Below are 17,202 nucleotides of genomic sequence, written 5' to 3' on the forward strand. Positions count from 1 at the left end.
GCCATGACCAACATGCAGCCGTATACGATCCGGACGATCCGTGAATTTCATCAGTTCAGAAGATTGCCGAAGCCCGAACATCCGCTGATCAGCCTGATCAATTTTGCGGACATGAAGATGCTGAAAAAGGACGAACCGAAAAGTTTTGTAAACAACTTTTACTCCATTGCGCTGAAACGGAATTTCAATGCAAAGATGAAATACGGCCAGCAGGAATATGACTTTGACGAAGGCATCATGATCTTTATTTCGCCCGGACAGGTTATTTCAATCGAGGCGGATGAAGAAATCCGGCATTCGGGTTGGCTGCTGCTCGTTCATCCCGATTTCCTCTGGAACACGCCTTTGGCCAATGCCATGCGGCGCTACGAATATTTCAGCTACTCGGTAAGCGAAGGTCTGCATTTGTCGGAAAAAGAGGAAAACACGATTATCGGCATCATGCAGAACATCGAGCAGGAATATCATGCCAGTATCGACCAGTTCAGCCAGACGGTCATGATTGCCCAGCTTGAACTGCTGCTGACTTATTCGGAGCGGTTTTATCACCGGCAGTTTATTACCAGAAGAGTCGCCAATCATCAGATCCTGAACCGTCTGGAAACCAACCTTGCAGATTATTTCAACAACGGATCGCTGGTAAATAAAGGTTTGCCTACGGTTCAGTTCATTGCTGATGCGCTGAACGTTTCGCCCAATTACCTGAGCAGCCTGCTGAAAGTACTGACGGGCCGGAGCACGCAGCAGCATATTCACGACAAACTGATTGAGAGCGCCAAGCAAAAATTATCGACTACGAATCGGACGGTCAGTGAAATCGCCTACGAACTGGGTTTCGAACATCCGCAGTCGTTCAGCAAGTTGTTCAAGACAAAAACGAATGTATCGCCGCTGGAATTCCGGCAGTCGTTCAATTGAGAAAAGGGATAAGGGAAACAGGAGAAAGGAATAAGGGAAGATTTGGAATGATGATGGGCATTTGGGCTGGAATGATATTTTTCCGCCAGCATCAGACTTTAACATGTTCATTAAAATTTCAAGGTTATGAAAAATATACTGATGATTCTGACTTCGCACGAGGATATGGAAAATACGGACAGTAAAACCGGTGTCTGGCTGGGGGAATTTACTGATCCTTATTACGAGTTCATCGATCAGGGTTACAAAATAGAGCTGGCAAGTCCGCAGGGTGGCAAGCCGCCGGTTGATCCGATGAGCCTGCTTACTGAAAATATTACGGCTTCCAACCGCAGGTTTCAGGATGACCAAGCGGCACAGCATGCATTTAACAGCACAAAGCGGCTGGAAGAAGTGGATGCTTCGGCGTTTGATGCCATTTTTTATCCCGGCGGCCACGGCCCGATCTGGGATCTGGCGACCAATCATACAAGCGGACGTATGATACTGAATACATTGGATGCGGGAAAGCCTGTGGCTGCTGTTTGCCACGGCCCGGCCGCACTGCTCGCTGCCGAATTGCTGAGACCAAGTTTTCTTGCCGGCAAAAGGGTTACCGGTTTCACCAATACAGAAGAAACGTTATCGCTTCGGGCCAGCAATGTGCCTTATGAACTGGAAACCCGTTTGAAAGATAACAATGCCGATTTTCATTCTGCAACCATTCCGTTTACAGCGCACGTTGAAGTGGACGGACTTCTTGTAACCGGGCAGAATCCGTTATCCGCTGGTCCGGCAGCCAAAGCTTTGATTAAAATCCTGGAAGGCCAGCCGGTCGGAGTAAGCTGATCAAAACAAAGCATATGAAGCATTTCAGCAGAAAGCAGCCATCCGGCTGCTTTTCTGTTTTGTATTAAAATCCATCGATAAATAAAATGACGCATGACAGATTTCAGATTTTGGTACAGTAAACCGATTCTGCCAGCATGCCGGAATGAACGGAAAAACACGTCCGAAGCAACTGCTTTTCTTTAAATGCAACAATGTTGCAAATAAAAAAACTTTCATTAATTTTACGGCATTACATAAAAGCTGGCGGCCTTCTGCTGCCTGCCGGATTAAAGCAGTAAGAAAATGAACAGAACAGATTTTGAAGTGATTATTGTCGGCGGAAGTTATGCCGGCCTTTCCGCTGCCATGAGCCTCGGCAGGTCACTCAGACAAGCATTGGTGATCGACAGCGGAAAACCGTGCAATGCGCAGACACCGCATTCACATAATTTCCTGACGCATGACGGTGAAACACCGAAACAGATTGCAGCTTCCGGCAAATCGCAGGTAGAGAAATATCCGACCGTGCATTTTTATGACGGAATGGCTGTAACCGGAAACCAGACGGAAAACGGGTTTGAAATTACAACTGCCAGAGGGGACCGTTTTACTTCCAGAAAACTCATTTTCACAACCGGGCTGAAAGATCGGATGCCTGAGCTGGAAGGTTTTGCGGATTGCTGGGGAATTTCCATTCTGCATTGTCCGTATTGTCATGGTTACGAGGTTAAAAATGAAAAAACCGGCATTATCGGAAATGGTGATGCGGGGTTTGAAACAGCCAAAATGATCCTGAACTGGACCAAAGACCTGACCGTATTCACCAACGGAAAATCAACATTCACGCAGCAGCAGGCTGAAAAACTTGCCAGGCACGGAATCGGCATTGTTGAAAATGAAATAGCTGCTTTATCGCACGAAAAGGGAAAAATCCGGCGCATTGTTTTTAAGGATAACAGCGAGTCCGCCGTTTCCGCCATCTATGCAAGGCCGCCGTTTGCACAGCATTGTGACATTCCGGAACAGCTTGGCTGCGAACTTTCTGAAAATGGCTTGCTTAAAGTAGACCTGTTCCAGCAAACCACCGTGCCCGGCGTTTATGCAGCAGGTGACAATTCCAGTTTCGGAAGAGCTGTTTCCGTATCAGTTTCGTCCGGAGCCATGGTTGGCGCTTTTGTCAATAAGGCGTTAATTGATGAGGCATTCTGAGTAACGCCGCCGTAAAACATAGCAAAAAATAGCCTGTTTCAGCCATAGAGCCCAGCCTGAACGCGGACTTTGAAGTTACGGTATCCGGGTCGGGTGTGGAAATGACAAAGAATGAAATGCATTATACGCAGACGGTATTTTTTGGTTTGGGACAAAAGCATATCTTTAAAAGTTTAGTAACAGACCACCATCAAAAAACCCAAACAACATGAGCAAGATCACTGTAAAAGACGGCACCGAGATTTATTACAAAGACTGGGGAACAGGACAGCCCATTGTTTTTCATCACGGCTGGCCATTGTCCGGAGACGACTGGGATGCACAAATGATGTTTTTCCTGAAAGAAGGATTCCGGGTTATTGCGCATGATCGCCGGGGACACGGACGGTCCGGCCAGAGCGCGGAAGGACATGAAATGGAAACCTACGCAGCAGACGTTGCCGAGCTTGCAGAAGCACTTGATCTGAAAGATGCCATTCATGTCGGACATTCCACCGGCGGTGGCGAAGTGATCCGGTATGTTGCCAAATACGGACAGGGCCGCGTTGCAAAAGCCGTGCTGGTCAGTGCAGTTACGCCTGTAATGGCACAATCCGAAAGTAATCCGGACGGCATTCCGATGTCCGTTTTTGATGAAATCCGCGAAGGTACCGCCACGCAGCGGCCCCAATATTTCCAGGATTTTACAATGGCTTTTTACGGCTATAACCGCGAGGGTGCGAAAGTTTCGGAAGGCATCAGACATAACTGGTGGCGCCAGGGAATGATGGGCTCCATCAAAGCACATTACGATTGTGTCAAGGCTTTTTCGGAAACGGATTTCACCGAAGACCTTAAAAGCGTGGATGTGCCGGTGCTGATTTTGCACGGCGAAGACGATCAGATCGTACCGTTTGAGCTTACGGCAGTAAAAGCGGCAAAACTGGTCAAAAACGGCAAGCTGATCTCCTACCCCGGCTTCCCGCACGGCATGCCGACCACGGAAGCGGCAACCATCAATGCGGATATTCTGGCATTTATTAAATCGTAACAAGAAAACATGAATTAAACCTAATAATCAGAAAGCTGTCATCTATATTGACAGCTTTCTTTATAAATAAACAGTCTAATTCGGCTTTTAACATGACGTCTGATCATAAAAGGTATTCAGGAAAAAAAACGGTTCTGCAGTCCTACATGGATGAATACCTTGTGGAATGTCCGAAATGTAAACAGGCGGCATTTGTAAGGACAGACAAATCTTATCATTATAAAGATGCGAAGCTGACCTGCTACCATTGTCATTTTGTTGAAAAACGAAGTGAAAGAATCAGGTATCAAGTAATCGTGAAAAGAAATTGTGACAATTGCGGAAATGCCATTGAGGAACATATCCCGAATAATAATCAGAAAGTAAGTAGCATCCTTATCTCATGTCCACATTGCGGCATTGTCAGAACTTTGCAGCCGCGCAATGAGGAATATTTTATCAAATACAACAGTTGCGGCGTATCCGATCCGATTTTCGGATTACCGTTATGGCTGCAATGTGAAGTCAAGGGAAATGCTTTTTGGGCATTGAACAGAAGGCATCTGAATGAAATCCAAGATTACGTGTCATCGACATTGAGGGAACGGCTTACAACGAATTACACGACCATGGTTAAAAAGCTGCCCAACTTCATCAAAGACCGCAAAAACAGAGCAGCAATCCTGAAAGCGATCGGCAAACTTTCCGTAAAATAGAACGCTCGCATCCAATAACAGTTCCCGGTTTAACAATCTCGTTTTCTGAAATACATGCGCATTCAAATCCCGGCCTGAATCCGGAATTTAAACAGGATCAGATTTTCAGACTAAATTTTTCCTGCCAGAATATTTATTTCTCCTGCACATCCCGCTCTTCCCGGTTCAGGAAACTTTATACAAATGTAATTCCATGAATGCAGCCCAGCTTCACTCCGGAAATAATCAACTAGATAACGAACAGTAAAAATAACCGAATAATCCTTTTTTTACTGTAATCCTTGTTTGCAGCCCGGTTACGCCTGCTTATGCGCACAAAGGAATTTGACGGATAAGAAAATCAGTTTGCGCATGTAAGCAACAGTTCAGTAAACGGGCTGCCAACGATCAGTAAAATCATTACCTAAACCCAAAATGCATGAGAAAGTTACCGGCTATGTATAGCCTCGTTTTATTGTTGTTCATTACATTCCTTTGCAATCCGGCCCGGGCCCAGAACCAGCCGGCAAGTACATCCGTCGACAAAGCCGGATTTGATTTAAAAAATGGCGACCGTGTTGTGTTTCTCGGCAATTCGCTGTTTGAAAACGACTTCCAGTTTGGTTATCTGGAACTTGCACTGACTACGCGTTTTCCTGACCGCAATGTAACCTTTCGCAACCTTGGCTGGTCGGGAGATAATGTCTGGGGCGATGCCCGCAGCACGTTCACCAATCCGCCTACTGCCTATCAGCATCTGATGCGGAACATTGCCGATGCCAAACCCACCGTCGTTTTTCTCGGTTACGGCGGCATTGAAGCGCAGGAAGGAGAAGCCGGCCTGGCCAATTTCAGGAACGGCCTGAACAGCCTGCTCAATAAAATAGATTCGCTGGGTGCGAAAACCATTTTGCTGTCAACAATCCCGGTATTTTCGGAAGACACATCCATTAATCTTTCGAAGCGCAACGCCGATCTGGAACTGTACAGCAATGCCATTTCCAAAATCGCAGCCGAACGCGGCAAGCAGTTTATTGACATTTACAAACCTGTTCAGGAAATCAGTAAAAAGGAAAATATCATTGAAAACGGCGTTCACCTGAATGAAACCGGATATTATTATCTGGCCAATGTGCTGGAAAAAGGATTGGGCCTGAAAGCAGAGAAAGAAACAGCCGCCATCACTGTTTCCAAAAAGGAAACAGTTGCTTCCGGCAATGCCAAAATGCTTGGCTCGGGCAATGATCTGAAATTTACGATCCATGAAAAGTTCCTTCCGCTTCCGGCTCCGGCATCAGCTGCCAAAATGCCTGATGATGCGCCGGTACTAAAAGTTACCGGTTTGAAAAAAGGCTTTTACACGCTCACTGCCAACGGCATCCAGATTGCCACAGCTTCTGCCGGTGACTGGGAAAAAGGGGTCGAAATAAAGCAGGGCCCGTCTTATACACAAGCGACTGAAATCCGGGAAATGATCAATCAGAAAAACGAGCTTCATTTTTTTCAGTACCGGCCCATTAATGAAACATACATCATCGGATTCCGTTCCTACGAGCAAGGCAAACACGTTAAAGATCTTGAAGATCAGAGTATTCTGATTAAATATCTCGAAGGGCAAATTGCTCTGAACCGCATGCCGAAGGAGACAGTTTACCAGCTTAGTGTTTTGAAGTGAAAAAAGGGACATGAGATGGTCATGGATTGCCATGGTCAGGTGATAAGTGACGTGAATTGGTTATGGGTTGTGATGGCCCGTATGACTATAAGCGTGAGTGGAGTTGGATTATTGGGCAGTGTAAAGTTTGATTTTGCTTGATTTGACAGTCATTAACACACATCAGGCAAGGTTAAATTAAATTTCAAGAACAAAACGGAAAGAAAAACATCATTTAATAACAAAGCAAACTGCTAAAAGCTAAAAGCCAATAGCTAGCAGCCAACCGCAAGACAAACATGAAAGCAATAAATCTATTTTACGGAACCCTGATTTTGCCGCTGATCGTGCTGATGACCTCATCGGTAAACCAGCGAAATGTATATGAAGATCCGGATCCTGCCAAGGAACTTGCTTCCTTCAAGGTGGCCGAAGGTTTTGAAGTGTCGCTTTGGGCAGCAGAGCCTTTGGTGGCAAAACCGATCCAGATGAACTGGGACGCCGATGGCCGCCTCTGGGTGGTAAGCAGTACCGCCTATCCGCACCTTAAAACCGGTGAAGTGGCCAATGACAAAATATTTGTCATTGAAGATACGGATAACGACGGCAAGGCCGACAAGACGACCATTTTTGCAGAAGGCCTGACCACACCGACCGGCATCCTTCCGGGCGATGGCGGCGTATATGTTGCCAACTCAACCGAAATACTGCATTTTGCCGATACCGACGGTGATGGAAAAGCGGATAAAAGACGCCGTATCCTGAGCGGCTTCGGTACCGGCGATGCGCACCATCTGATCCATACTTTCAGATGGGGGCCGGAAGGAAAGTTGTATTTCAACCAGTCCATTTACATTTTCAGCCATGTGGAAACGCCTTTCGGCATTAAAAGACTGGAAGCAGGCGGCGCCTGGCAGCTGAACCCGAAAACGCTGGAACTGGACGTGTATTCCAGAGGACTTGTGAACCCGTGGGGACTTCAGTTTGATCAGTGGGGACAATCTTTCATGACAGATGGCGCCGGCGGAGAAGGCATCAACTATGCATTTCCGGGTGCTACATTTGTGACTGCACAGGGTGCCGAAAGGATTATCCGCGGCCTCAATCCCGGCCAGCCGAAGCACAGCGGACTGGATGTGGTTTCGGGCAGGCATTTGCCGGATGCATGGCAGGGAAGAATGATCACCAATGATTTCCGGGCAAACCGGGTGAACAGTTTCAAGCTGAGCGAACAGGGAAGCGGCTTTTCATCCAAACAAATGGAAGACCTGATCTGGACAGATGATGTTGCATTCAGGCCGGTTGACATTAATGTAGGCCCGGACGGTGCCATTTATATTGCCGACTGGTACAATCCGATTATCCAGCACGGAGAAGTGGACTTTTTTGATCCGCGCCGCGATCAGGAACACGGGCGAATCTGGAAAGTAGTGGCTAAAAACCGTCCTCTCGTAAAAACGCCGAAACTGAACAAGGCTCCTGTCAGCGAGCTGCTCGAATCTTTGAAAGTACCGGAAGACCTTACACGCGCCAATGCAAGACAGGTGCTGAAAGAACGCGGCTCGAAGGAAGTAATTCCGGCATTGCAGGCCTGGGTTGGCAGTCTGGACAAAAAGGATAAAAACTATGAACACCATCTGCTGGAAGCACTTTGGGTATATCAGGCACTGGATGTTGTGAATGAGCCGCTGTTACTGAACGTGATCAACGCTGAAAGTCACAATGCGCGTGCAGCCGGCTTGCGTGCGCTGGAATTCTGGCATACCCGAATTGCCAATGTACCGGCTATTCTTGCCAAAGCCGTGAAAGACAAACATGCGCAGGTCAGGCTGGAAGCGGTTATTGCACTTCGTAAAACCAAAACGCCGGAAGCAGCACGCGAAGCACTTTCTGTTCTTGACTCCCAAATGGACGAGTTTCTGGACTTCGCGCTTTGGCAGACTGTCCGTGAACTGGAACCGGTATGGGTATCGCGCGTGAAAACACAGCCTGATTTTCTGGGCGATGCCAGAAAGACGGTTTATGCTCTGAAATCTGTGAGTTCGCCAGATGCAGTTTCACAACTGATTAGTTTATACGGGAAAAACCAGGTTCCGGAAGAATATCAGAAAGATGTGCTCAGTTCCATTGCCAAATATGGCCAGACTGCAGACCTGAACATGCTGCTTGACCTGACGGTACAGAACAAGGACAAAAATGTGAATGCACAACTGGCAACCTTGGTGGATGCAGCCAGCCAGCGGAAAGTAAATCCGGACAAAAACCCTGAACGCATTGCTGAATTTATCGGAAACGAAGATGAAACGACGAGTTTCAGCGCCATTCGCCTGGCCGGTTTATGGAAACTGCAACAATTGAACGGCCGCCTGACCAGCCTTGTCCAGACCGGAACACCCGGCACCAAAAAAGCGGCATTGGGCGCGCTGGGCATGATCGACAGGGAAAAAGCAATAAAGCTCATAACCGAAATGACAGGCCCGAAAAACACGCCTGAAGTACGCATCATTGCAGCTTCGCAGCTAGCCGCTTACAATCCCGCCGAAGGCGCTCGCATTGCCACGGAACTGATGCGGACTTTGCCGGCGGATACCGATATGCGTGATCTTTTCATGGCATTCATCCCAAGCAATCCGGCAGCAGCGGCATTGGCTGACGCGATTGCAGCCAATAAAATCCCGGAAGCAACCGCAAAAATCGGAAGACAGCTAGTACAGACGCGCGCGGGCTGGACACGTCAGCGAATTACGGAAATTACGGCACTCAACAAAGCACTGGAAGCTTCCGGCGGAACGCTGCCTGTTCAGAACATGCCTCAGGAACTCAGTGACAGGGATATTGCAAGCCTGGCCGCAGTAGTGGCGGATAAAGCGGACCCTGCAAAAGGCGAACTCATTTTCCGCAGAGCCGGCACAAGCTGTACAACATGCCACGCCATCGGCGGCGCGGGCGGACGTATCGGCCCCGATTTGAGCAGCCTCGGCACCAGTTCACCGGCAGAAACCATTATCCGTTCCATTCTTTATCCAAACCTTTCCATCAAAGAAGGGTACGACCTGAAACGGGTAGTCAAGAAGGATGGCTCCGAATTGATGGGTTATCTCATCAGCGACGGTAATTCGGAAATCACTATACGCGACGTTACCGGCAAGGAAGTTTCCGTTGCCAAAAGTCAGGTTCAGGTGATGGAAAAAGTTCCGGGATCGCTGATGCCTCCGGGACTGACTGCCAGCCTGAGCAAGCAGGAATTTGTGGATCTTGTCGGGTTTCTTTCCAAAATGGGAGAATCGGGCGACTTTCGAGTGTCAAATACACGCTTTGTAAGAAACTGGGAATATGTAAGTGCTGATAAACAAACGGCTGCCAAAATGCTGAGCACCGGATCTTTCATGACCGGAAAGGGAGCAAAAGTAACTACGCAGCCGATTTACAGTAAAGTAGCCGGCACGTTGCCGATGGACGAAATCCCGGAAATGGTAAATGAAAACGGCAAACGTTTCAGCATGGTCCGGTTTGAAATTGAAATTTTGACCAAAGGAAATGTAAACCTCGGCTTTAACTCGACAGACGGCATTACGGCCTGGATTGACAAAAAACCGGTCAAGCTAAGCGAAAACGGCATCGTTGCTGATCTTCCGCAAGGAATTCATGTTTTTACCCTGGCCATTGACCGGCAGTTGTTCAGGCAGAATGCGCTGAGCGTGCAACTGCAGGATGCAGAGAACGGAGGTGCGCAAACGCGTCTGGTTATGGGAAGATAAACTGAAAACGGAAGTATTCTTTAAAAAAACAGCCCTGACAAAGCAGCATGCAACCCGTTTGCTGCCATGTCAGGGCTATTTTTATATTGTTATTTTGTAGCTGTTAAATTTAAGCTGTCAGCTGATCGCTTAAAGCTAACAGCTACTTCTTCCTTTTGAATTTGGGCGGCTGAATGTACAGGTCGAAAGTCATGGCGAAGCCGGAAGTGCGGAGCGGAACAGCGCCTTCAATCAGTCTGGTACTTAAATTTTTTCTATACCCGGCCGAAACTTCCATTCCGATCAGACTGCCCAGTTTTCTGTTATAGGTTATGCCCATATCCACATCCACCCGCCTGCACACGTCAGGAACTTCGCTTGCCCAGTGATTTGTATAATACGTTCTTGTAACGGATTCAGCTTTCAGATAAAGAATATCGTTTGCCGAAAGATTTCTCCGCCAGGCTATTTTCTTTGGAAGCATGATTTCAAGACCGGCGTTTTCAGCATAGTTATGATTATAGATCAGAACAGGCAGAATAGTCAGTTTATAACTTTGATTAAACAAAATACCAAAACCCAGTTCCTTGTTCAGCGACTTTTTCCGGAGATAGGAAGCGGACAACGTATAATTGACCGGAATTTGTTTCAGAGACAATTCGGCTGTATTTCCGCTTTTATTGAAGTGCGAAGTTGCAATCAGCCATGAGCTGCTGTCCAGTCTGATCACCGAATTAATGTCCACCGCGTAAGAACGCAGGTTCCAGTTACTCATCCTGCTGATCGGGTTTTCACCCGTTGTTTTCAGTTCAAACTGCTCGGTACGATAGCTTGGGCCCATCAAAACCGTCACCTTTTCGCTGTGTACAACCGGCAGCCATACTCTTGCGAAATATTCCTCATGCGTGTACCGCCGGGAACCGGCATTCGGGAAACTGTATACTTTTCCCGGAGCATGCGTATTCCTGAAAGTCAGCCATTTGGACGGCGCCATGCCGGACAGTCCGGGTTTCAGTGCCTGGCAAAAAGCGTCAGCATGCAACAGGCAGCAGCAAACGGCGGCCGCTTTCCAGTAGCGAAACAGCATAAGGTTATGTATTGAATGGAAAATTCTTTAAAAATGTACGCGCATTTCAAAAAACCCCGAACTTTGAACGGAACCAATGAGATTATGCAGCCTGATTTTATCTGCCAATGATCTTTCCGGTATGCTGCGTGAACATTGTTTGTTTGCAATTAAGTTCCTGACAACAAGCGTCTGAACCCAAGCAAAATTCGCAACGTTCATCCGGGTACACGGAACTGTACAAAATCCTGCATGCTGACTAACCGGCATAAACTTTTTGACAGACCATCATTCGTTAATCTGCCTTTACAGGCTTTCCGATGATCAGATTGCGGTGTGCCAGTCCCCAGAAGTGCAGTTCTTCCATTACCTTTTCAAGCGACATTCCATGTTCCGTAATGGCGTACTCCACGGTAGGCGGAAAAGTATCATAAACATTTCTCGTGATCAGCTTATTGGCTTCCAGATTTTTCAGTTCTTTCGACAGCGTTTTATCGGTTATACCCGGAACCGCCTTTGAAATCTGCCCGAAGCGTTTTTTACCCGTCGATAACGCAAACAGGATCAGCAGCTTCCACCTTCCTTCCAGTACTTCCAGCGCATCTTTGATGGAAAGCGCATTTTTCGGACATCCGCCTTTGGTCAACATTCTTGCTTCTTGAATATAAGGTTTTTACGATACTATCCAACTGGATAGTGCTATCCGGAATGGAAGTACTACCGGGCGGAAAGCAAAGATAAATACGTTTGCATGACAAAAATTTATACTGACATGACCAAACAAAAAAAATCTTCAGGAACAATGCATTATGCGCTTTGGACAGCACAGGTATTACTTGCCGGCAGCCTGGCCTGGGGAGGCATGATGAAACTCTTTTATCCCGCTGAAAAATTATCTATCATGTGGCCGTGGACCGGCGAGGTCTCTGCCGCGCTGCTGAATTTCACCGGAGTCATTGATCTCCTGGCAGCAACCGGACTGATACTGCCTGCGCTGATCCGTATCCAGCCGAAACTGACGCCGGTTACAGCATGCGGGGTTATTATACTGATGGTATGCGCAAGTACTTTTCATATCCTGAGAAATGAAAGTCAGGTCATCGGGGCGAATGTTTTCTTTGCCATTACTGCCGCATTTATTGCCTGGGGAAGATTCAGGAAAGTCCCCGTTTTACCCAAATAACAGATTGTAAATGGTGGATTGTAAAAACTGTAAAAATGGCTGTTTGGTAGAAAGCACGCCTTTATTAATTTTGGCTGATTAATTACAGCTGAAAATAGCCGATGTTCACGAAATGGAATTTGTTGCTTGATAGTATCGCGGATGGCATTCTGATGCTCGACAAAGATGGCTATATCACCTACTGTAACCCGATGGTTACGCATATTACTGGCTATGAGCAACATCAACTGCTTAATCAATCATTTTCAAAGTTAAACGATGAAGAAGCCGACAGCATCAAAACGGAATATGTGCTGAACATGGCTTTCAAAACGGGCCGGTTCGTATCAGAAGGCTGGAAATCCCAAAAAGAGCATGGCCGTTTCTGGGGACAGGCGATTCTGGCGCCTATGTTTGACGATGCACGGGAATTTCAGGGCTACAGTTGTGTTTTGCGTGACAACAACGAGAAGAAAAAAGAAGAAATAAGCCTGCGGCAAAGTGAAGAGCGCTACCGCCTCATGGTGGAAGGCGTAAAGGATTACTCCATATTCATGCTCGATACGGAAGGCCATATTGTTACCTGGAACGATGGAGGCAGGTACATTCAGGGCTATTCTGCCGGCGAAATCACAGGCAAGCATTTTTCGGTTTTTTATACTTCGGATGACCTTGCCAGTAAAAAGCCGGAAATGGAACTCCGGATTGCCAGAGAATCCGGTATGTATCAGGAAGAAGGCTGGCGGGTAAAAAAGAACGGTTCTGTTTTCTGGGCAAGTATCGTACTCACTGCGCTCTATAATGAGCATAATGCACTGATCGGCTTTTCGAAAGTAACCCGCGACTTGTCCGAACGCCAGCGGAATGCCGAATCGCTGCGGGAAAGTGAAGAGCGCTATCGTTCCATTGTAGAGCAGGTCAGCGACTATGGAATTTTTATGATGGACGAAAAAGGCAGGATCGTGAGCTGGAACGAAGGTGCAAAAAGGATCAAAGGATATGACGCGCAGGAAATTATAGGCAAGTATTTTTCTATATTTTATCAGGAAGAAGATATTCTCAACGGCAAGCCGGCTTATGAACTTACCGTGGCAAGAGCTGTTGGCAAATATGAGGAAGAAGGCTGGAGGCTGAGAAAAGACGGAGAACGTTTCTGGGCGAACATTGTCATTACGGCCATTTACAATACGGACAAAAACCTGATAGGCTTTTCAAAAGTTACAAGGGACCTGACCGAAAGAAAAAAAACGGAACAGGCACTTAAGGAAAGTTACCAGAGTTCTCGCCAGCTGGCCAGAGAGCTGACTGCCACCAACGCCGAGTTGTCGGCTGCCAATCAGGAACTCGAACAGTTTACTTCCATTGTTTCCCATGATCTTCAGGAGCCGGTCCGGACGCTGAAAAGCTTTCTGCAGCTGATGAACATGAAGCTGGATCAAGGAAAGTTTCAGGACCTGAAAACGTATCTTGAAAAGTCGATCAATGCTGCAAACAGGATGAAGGACCTGATTGCCAATCTGCTGGATTATTCACAGATCAGTAAAAATGAACTGGTTAAAGAAAAAATAAGTGTAACCAATCTCATCGATCATGCGCTGCAGAACCTGAAAGGTTCCATTGATGCCTCAGATGCCAGGATTACAGTGGCAATTGATCCGGCAATCCGGGATATCGAGGCTGACCGCATCCAGCTTGTTCAGCTTCTTCAAAACCTGCTGAGCAATGCGCTGAAGTACACCGACGACAAGGTGCCGCAGATAACAATCCGGTGCAAGGCGGAAAACGGATATGTCAAATTTGAAGTAGCCGATAACGGAATCGGGATCGAACATCATGATCTGAGCAAAGTGTTTGATGTTTTCAGAAGGCTGCATACCGTAAAGGATTATCCGGGAACCGGAATGGGACTGGCCATTTCCAAAAAGGTAGTGGAACGTCATCAGGGGCAAATCTGGCTCGAATCGGAACCGGGACAAGGAACGACTTTCTATTTTACAATCAGGGAAAGCTAGGATAAACGATTTGGAATATGCGAAAATACAGGATATTGATTGTGGAAAATGATGAGGACGAGCTGTTCTTTATGAAGGAGTCTTTTAATGAGTCCGGTTTGTTTGATATCATCGGCGATGTAAAAAACGGAAATACATTGTTCGAATGGCTTTCGGGCAAGCCAGCCGAGGCTTTGCCCGATCTTATTTTGTCAGACCTGAACATGCCGGGCAAAAACGGCTATGATATTCTTGCCGAAATCAGGGAAAATGAACACTATGCCCATATTCCTGTTGTAATTACTTCCACTTCCTCCATAAAGTCAGTAATGGAAAAATGTCTTCAGATGGGTGCTTCGGATTACCTTGTAAAGCCGGAAAGCTTTATTGACTATTCATCCTATGCAAAAGATTTGTACTACAGGTGCAGTTTGAAGGTCCCGGACTGACCTTTGCATTTTTGATTTAGATATTTATAACCAAACAATAGATATCAAATACGCACTTTAATTCAAATGGAACAGCTCTGATTTGCGGTCGATCAACGTTTCATTTTTAATCAGTCCCAGAATAACCAGTCCGACAACCACACATACAGCAATGAGCAGCATGAAAATAATGAATCCGCCGGCCGCCTGGCGATGTGCGCTCTTGACGGCTTTTCTTCCGATATCCGACTGAATGTCTGCAATGGCGTGCAGTGTGGAAACGCCATCCTGAAAAATTTTCCCGCCCTGGTTTTCAAACAGCACAATGGCCTCTTTACGCCTGCTGGTTTGTTCCAGCTGCAGAACCGAATTTTCCAGCTTTACATACGCCGTCATATCCGCCTTGAACACATCCAGTTTTTCTTCCTCTGCACCGATCAGCCGGGTCTTTTCAAAACTGCTGATCAGGCTGTCGCTTTGCGCATTGTCTTTTACAAGCTCCATTTTCAGCTCCTGAATCATTAAGGGAGACTGTCCGGTCAGAAAACTTTGCATCAGCAGCCTTTTGCGGTGAAAAAGTTCGCTCAGATGGACAAGGTCCACAGCCGGCTTCAGCCTGTCTGCATACACCGATTCTATGCTTTGCTCCATGTACTGAATAGCCTGGATCATACTCAGCGAAGCCAGCGCAACAACAACCAGAATACCGGTCAGCAGTGCGGCTGCTTTAACTTTCTGACGGATGAAGTAAGACCATTTCATAGCTTCGGTTCATTTAAAAAGAGTAATGGATTGATACTGAATCAGGTTAATAAATTTTATAACAACTTCATAAACAAGTGAACATCATATTAAAAGCTTCAAGCTGACTGCCAACAGCTGTTTGATGTTTATGCAAACGGGAAAAGATCCGAACGGTGAAAACCGGGAATAAAGTAACCGGCCCGGGCACGGATACTTTCGGCCTGCTTTCACTCTTTCTTCCATAAAGTTTGTTAATTATCTTTATAATTGTAAATTTACAACTGTAAAAATTAGAAAACAAAGGTATGACCTATATAAGTGCTCAGCCGCAACTCAGTAATTCCTGGGATGACATCTGTTATCCGGTTCATCCGGTTTGGCTTGCCGACATCCTGCCTGATTATGACATTATGGCTACGGATCGCCAGCAGCTGATTGTCGGGGAACCTCATCACGGAAGAAAAACGGTTTTTGGCATCCAGAGCGCCGATTACGCCATTATTCCCAACATACTGATCCGCGAAGTAGTTGACAAACTGTTTTCAGATTACTCCCTGCAGATCAAACACACCACGACAGGCGAATTCAGCATCAGCATTATATTTCCTCAGGAACTTTCAATCGGCGGTGAACGCCTTCAGCGAAGCATGATCCTGACCAACAGCTACAATGGAAAAACGCCGTTCAGCATACAGGGACAAACCATGACGACCATGCTGGACGATGACTTTGTACCTGGCAGCAGCATGTACAGGGATATTTGCAAAAACGGCTTGATGGGCTGGGCGGATATATTTGTCGAGTTGCCGGCTTACCGCCAATGGTTGCTACAGGGAAAACAGGGAAAAGCAAAAAAGCAGGCGCCGAAAAGCCGTCCGCTGATCCGGCAGGTTCAGAAAGACCCGAAGATCCGCAAGATTCATCACAGCCGCCTGACGCCTGAATTGTTTAAGGAGCAGCTATACGACATACTTGTTGCTCAGAAGGAAACAAAGCCCACGCTTACGGCCACTGTTTATGAGCATTTTCAAAGGAAACCTGTAACAAAGGCTGATGAAAATCTGCTGAAAGCACTGCCGATCCCGGTTCAGCTTGCCAAACAGGCACAGGAGCGCTTGCGGCTTGAAGAACGTCTGCTGGGTTCCAGCCCGTCTTACTGGCTTATGTACAATGCTGTGAATCACGCACTTTTCAATGCCCGCAGCAGTCTCACGCTCAATGACCGCTACAAGCTTGATGAACAGGTTTTTCACCAGCTGGCAGCCAGTTCTTTTGCCTGAAAAGTTTTTTAACACGTGTGCACTGCAGCACCGGACATGTTTTAACTCGTAAAAAGAAATTCAATGTATTCGCCTCAAATCGACCTGAAATCAGCAGCAATTGCAAGCGCCCTTTCACGGATGGAAGGTATTTTCCAAAATGAAGAAACCCCTGACATCAAACTGCATTACACCAGCGAAAAAGATTCCGAATTGTCGGTGTACGCCAATTTCATTCAGGAGAATACAATTTTATCCGGACAAATACTGAATGTTGCCCCGAAACAGGAACCAGCCAAAAAGTTGTCAGCTTTCAATGAAATGTCCAGAAAAAGGTTTTTCAACATACTAAGACGTGCAGCAAAGGCGCAGGACGGCATATCAAGACAAGAACGCCTGTTTGTTCAGCAATTCTGGTCCGGAATGACGGAAATGGATGACAGGAAGATATAAGTTGTGAAATGTGAAATGTAAAATGTGAGAAGTGAAAGACAGGTTGGATGATTAAAAACAAGAACAG

General features: G+C 46.7%; 15 protein-coding genes. 12 read left to right on the forward strand and 3 right to left on the reverse strand.

The features are described 5' to 3' along the window. Window positions 1-3 precede the first annotated feature (3 nt). From FEM33_RS16350 to FEM33_RS16380, 7 genes are all read left to right on the forward strand, one after another. The gene (locus FEM33_RS16350) at window positions 4-918 is read left to right on the forward strand and encodes a helix-turn-helix domain-containing protein (protein ID WP_139013077.1); all 915 of its coding nucleotides are present in this window, start codon (window positions 4-6) and stop codon (window positions 916-918) included. A gap of 126 nt (window positions 919-1,044) precedes the next feature. Then, entirely contained in the window at window positions 1,045-1,746 is a 702-nt protein-coding gene (locus FEM33_RS16355) for a type 1 glutamine amidotransferase domain-containing protein (protein WP_229214274.1), read from the forward strand. Window positions 1,747-2,031: 285 nt separating this feature from the next. Continuing rightward, window positions 2,032-2,937: an NAD(P)/FAD-dependent oxidoreductase gene (locus FEM33_RS16360; RefSeq protein ID WP_139013078.1), complete on the forward strand. Its 906-nt coding sequence runs from the start codon at window positions 2,032-2,034 to the stop codon at window positions 2,935-2,937. Between the two features lie 208 nt (window positions 2,938-3,145). Continuing rightward, the gene (locus FEM33_RS16365) at window positions 3,146-3,967 is read left to right on the forward strand and encodes an alpha/beta fold hydrolase (RefSeq protein WP_139013079.1); all 822 of its coding nucleotides are present in this window, start codon (window positions 3,146-3,148) and stop codon (window positions 3,965-3,967) included. A gap of 146 nt (window positions 3,968-4,113) precedes the next feature. After that, window positions 4,114-4,662 (forward strand): hypothetical protein, encoded by a 549-nt coding sequence (locus FEM33_RS16370; protein WP_139013080.1) that lies wholly within the window; start codon window positions 4,114-4,116, stop codon window positions 4,660-4,662. Between the two features lie 418 nt (window positions 4,663-5,080). Continuing rightward, entirely contained in the window at window positions 5,081-6,316 is a 1,236-nt protein-coding gene (locus tag FEM33_RS16375) for an SGNH/GDSL hydrolase family protein (protein ID WP_139013081.1), read from the forward strand. A gap of 278 nt (window positions 6,317-6,594) precedes the next feature. Then, window positions 6,595-10,053, forward strand: a complete 3,459-nt coding sequence (locus FEM33_RS16380) for a PVC-type heme-binding CxxCH protein (RefSeq protein WP_139013082.1) — start codon at window positions 6,595-6,597, stop codon at window positions 10,051-10,053. Window positions 10,054-10,195: 142 nt separating this feature from the next. Here the strand turns inward: FEM33_RS16380 and FEM33_RS16385 are convergent, their stop codons facing one another. Together FEM33_RS16385 and FEM33_RS16390 are read right to left on the reverse strand one after the other, a co-directional pair. Continuing rightward, complete coding sequence (locus FEM33_RS16385; RefSeq protein WP_229214275.1) at window positions 10,196-11,119, reverse strand: hypothetical protein; 924 nt, start codon at window positions 11,117-11,119, stop codon at window positions 10,196-10,198. A gap of 274 nt (window positions 11,120-11,393) precedes the next feature. After that, a complete protein-coding gene (locus tag FEM33_RS16390; protein WP_139013083.1) occupies window positions 11,394-11,747 on the reverse strand; it encodes a winged helix-turn-helix transcriptional regulator in 354 nt (117 codons plus the stop codon). 123 nt (window positions 11,748-11,870) lie between these two features. Between FEM33_RS16390 and FEM33_RS16395 the strand changes: the two genes are divergently transcribed. The 3 genes from FEM33_RS16395 to FEM33_RS16405 all read left to right on the forward strand — a co-directional run bounded on the left by FEM33_RS16395 (window position 11,871) and on the right by FEM33_RS16405 (window position 14,700). Further along, the gene (locus FEM33_RS16395) at window positions 11,871-12,281 is read left to right on the forward strand and encodes a DoxX family protein (protein ID WP_139013084.1); all 411 of its coding nucleotides are present in this window, start codon (window positions 11,871-11,873) and stop codon (window positions 12,279-12,281) included. Window positions 12,282-12,382: 101 nt separating this feature from the next. Continuing rightward, window positions 12,383-14,272 (forward strand): PAS domain S-box protein, encoded by a 1,890-nt coding sequence (locus FEM33_RS16400; protein ID WP_139013085.1) that lies wholly within the window; start codon window positions 12,383-12,385, stop codon window positions 14,270-14,272. Between the two features lie 17 nt (window positions 14,273-14,289). Beyond that, on the forward strand, window positions 14,290-14,700 hold the full coding sequence (locus FEM33_RS16405) for a response regulator (RefSeq protein ID WP_139013086.1): 411 nt from the start codon (window positions 14,290-14,292) through the stop codon (window positions 14,698-14,700). Window positions 14,701-14,757: 57 nt separating this feature from the next. Here the strand turns inward: FEM33_RS16405 and FEM33_RS16410 are convergent, their stop codons facing one another. Next, window positions 14,758-15,441, reverse strand: a complete 684-nt coding sequence (locus FEM33_RS16410) for an MCP four helix bundle domain-containing protein (protein WP_139013087.1) — start codon at window positions 15,439-15,441, stop codon at window positions 14,758-14,760. Between the two features lie 287 nt (window positions 15,442-15,728). Between FEM33_RS16410 and FEM33_RS16415 the strand changes: the two genes are divergently transcribed. Together FEM33_RS16415 and FEM33_RS16420 are read left to right on the forward strand one after the other, a co-directional pair. After that, a complete protein-coding gene (locus FEM33_RS16415) occupies window positions 15,729-16,703 on the forward strand; it encodes a hypothetical protein (RefSeq protein ID WP_139013088.1) in 975 nt (324 codons plus the stop codon). A gap of 63 nt (window positions 16,704-16,766) precedes the next feature. Continuing rightward, a complete protein-coding gene (locus FEM33_RS16420) occupies window positions 16,767-17,135 on the forward strand; it encodes a hypothetical protein (protein WP_139013089.1) in 369 nt (122 codons plus the stop codon). Window positions 17,136-17,202 lie beyond the last annotated feature (67 nt).

Source organism: Dyadobacter flavalbus (genome assembly GCF_006149045.1).
GTDB lineage: Bacteria > Bacteroidota > Bacteroidia > Cytophagales > Spirosomataceae > Dyadobacter > Dyadobacter flavalbus.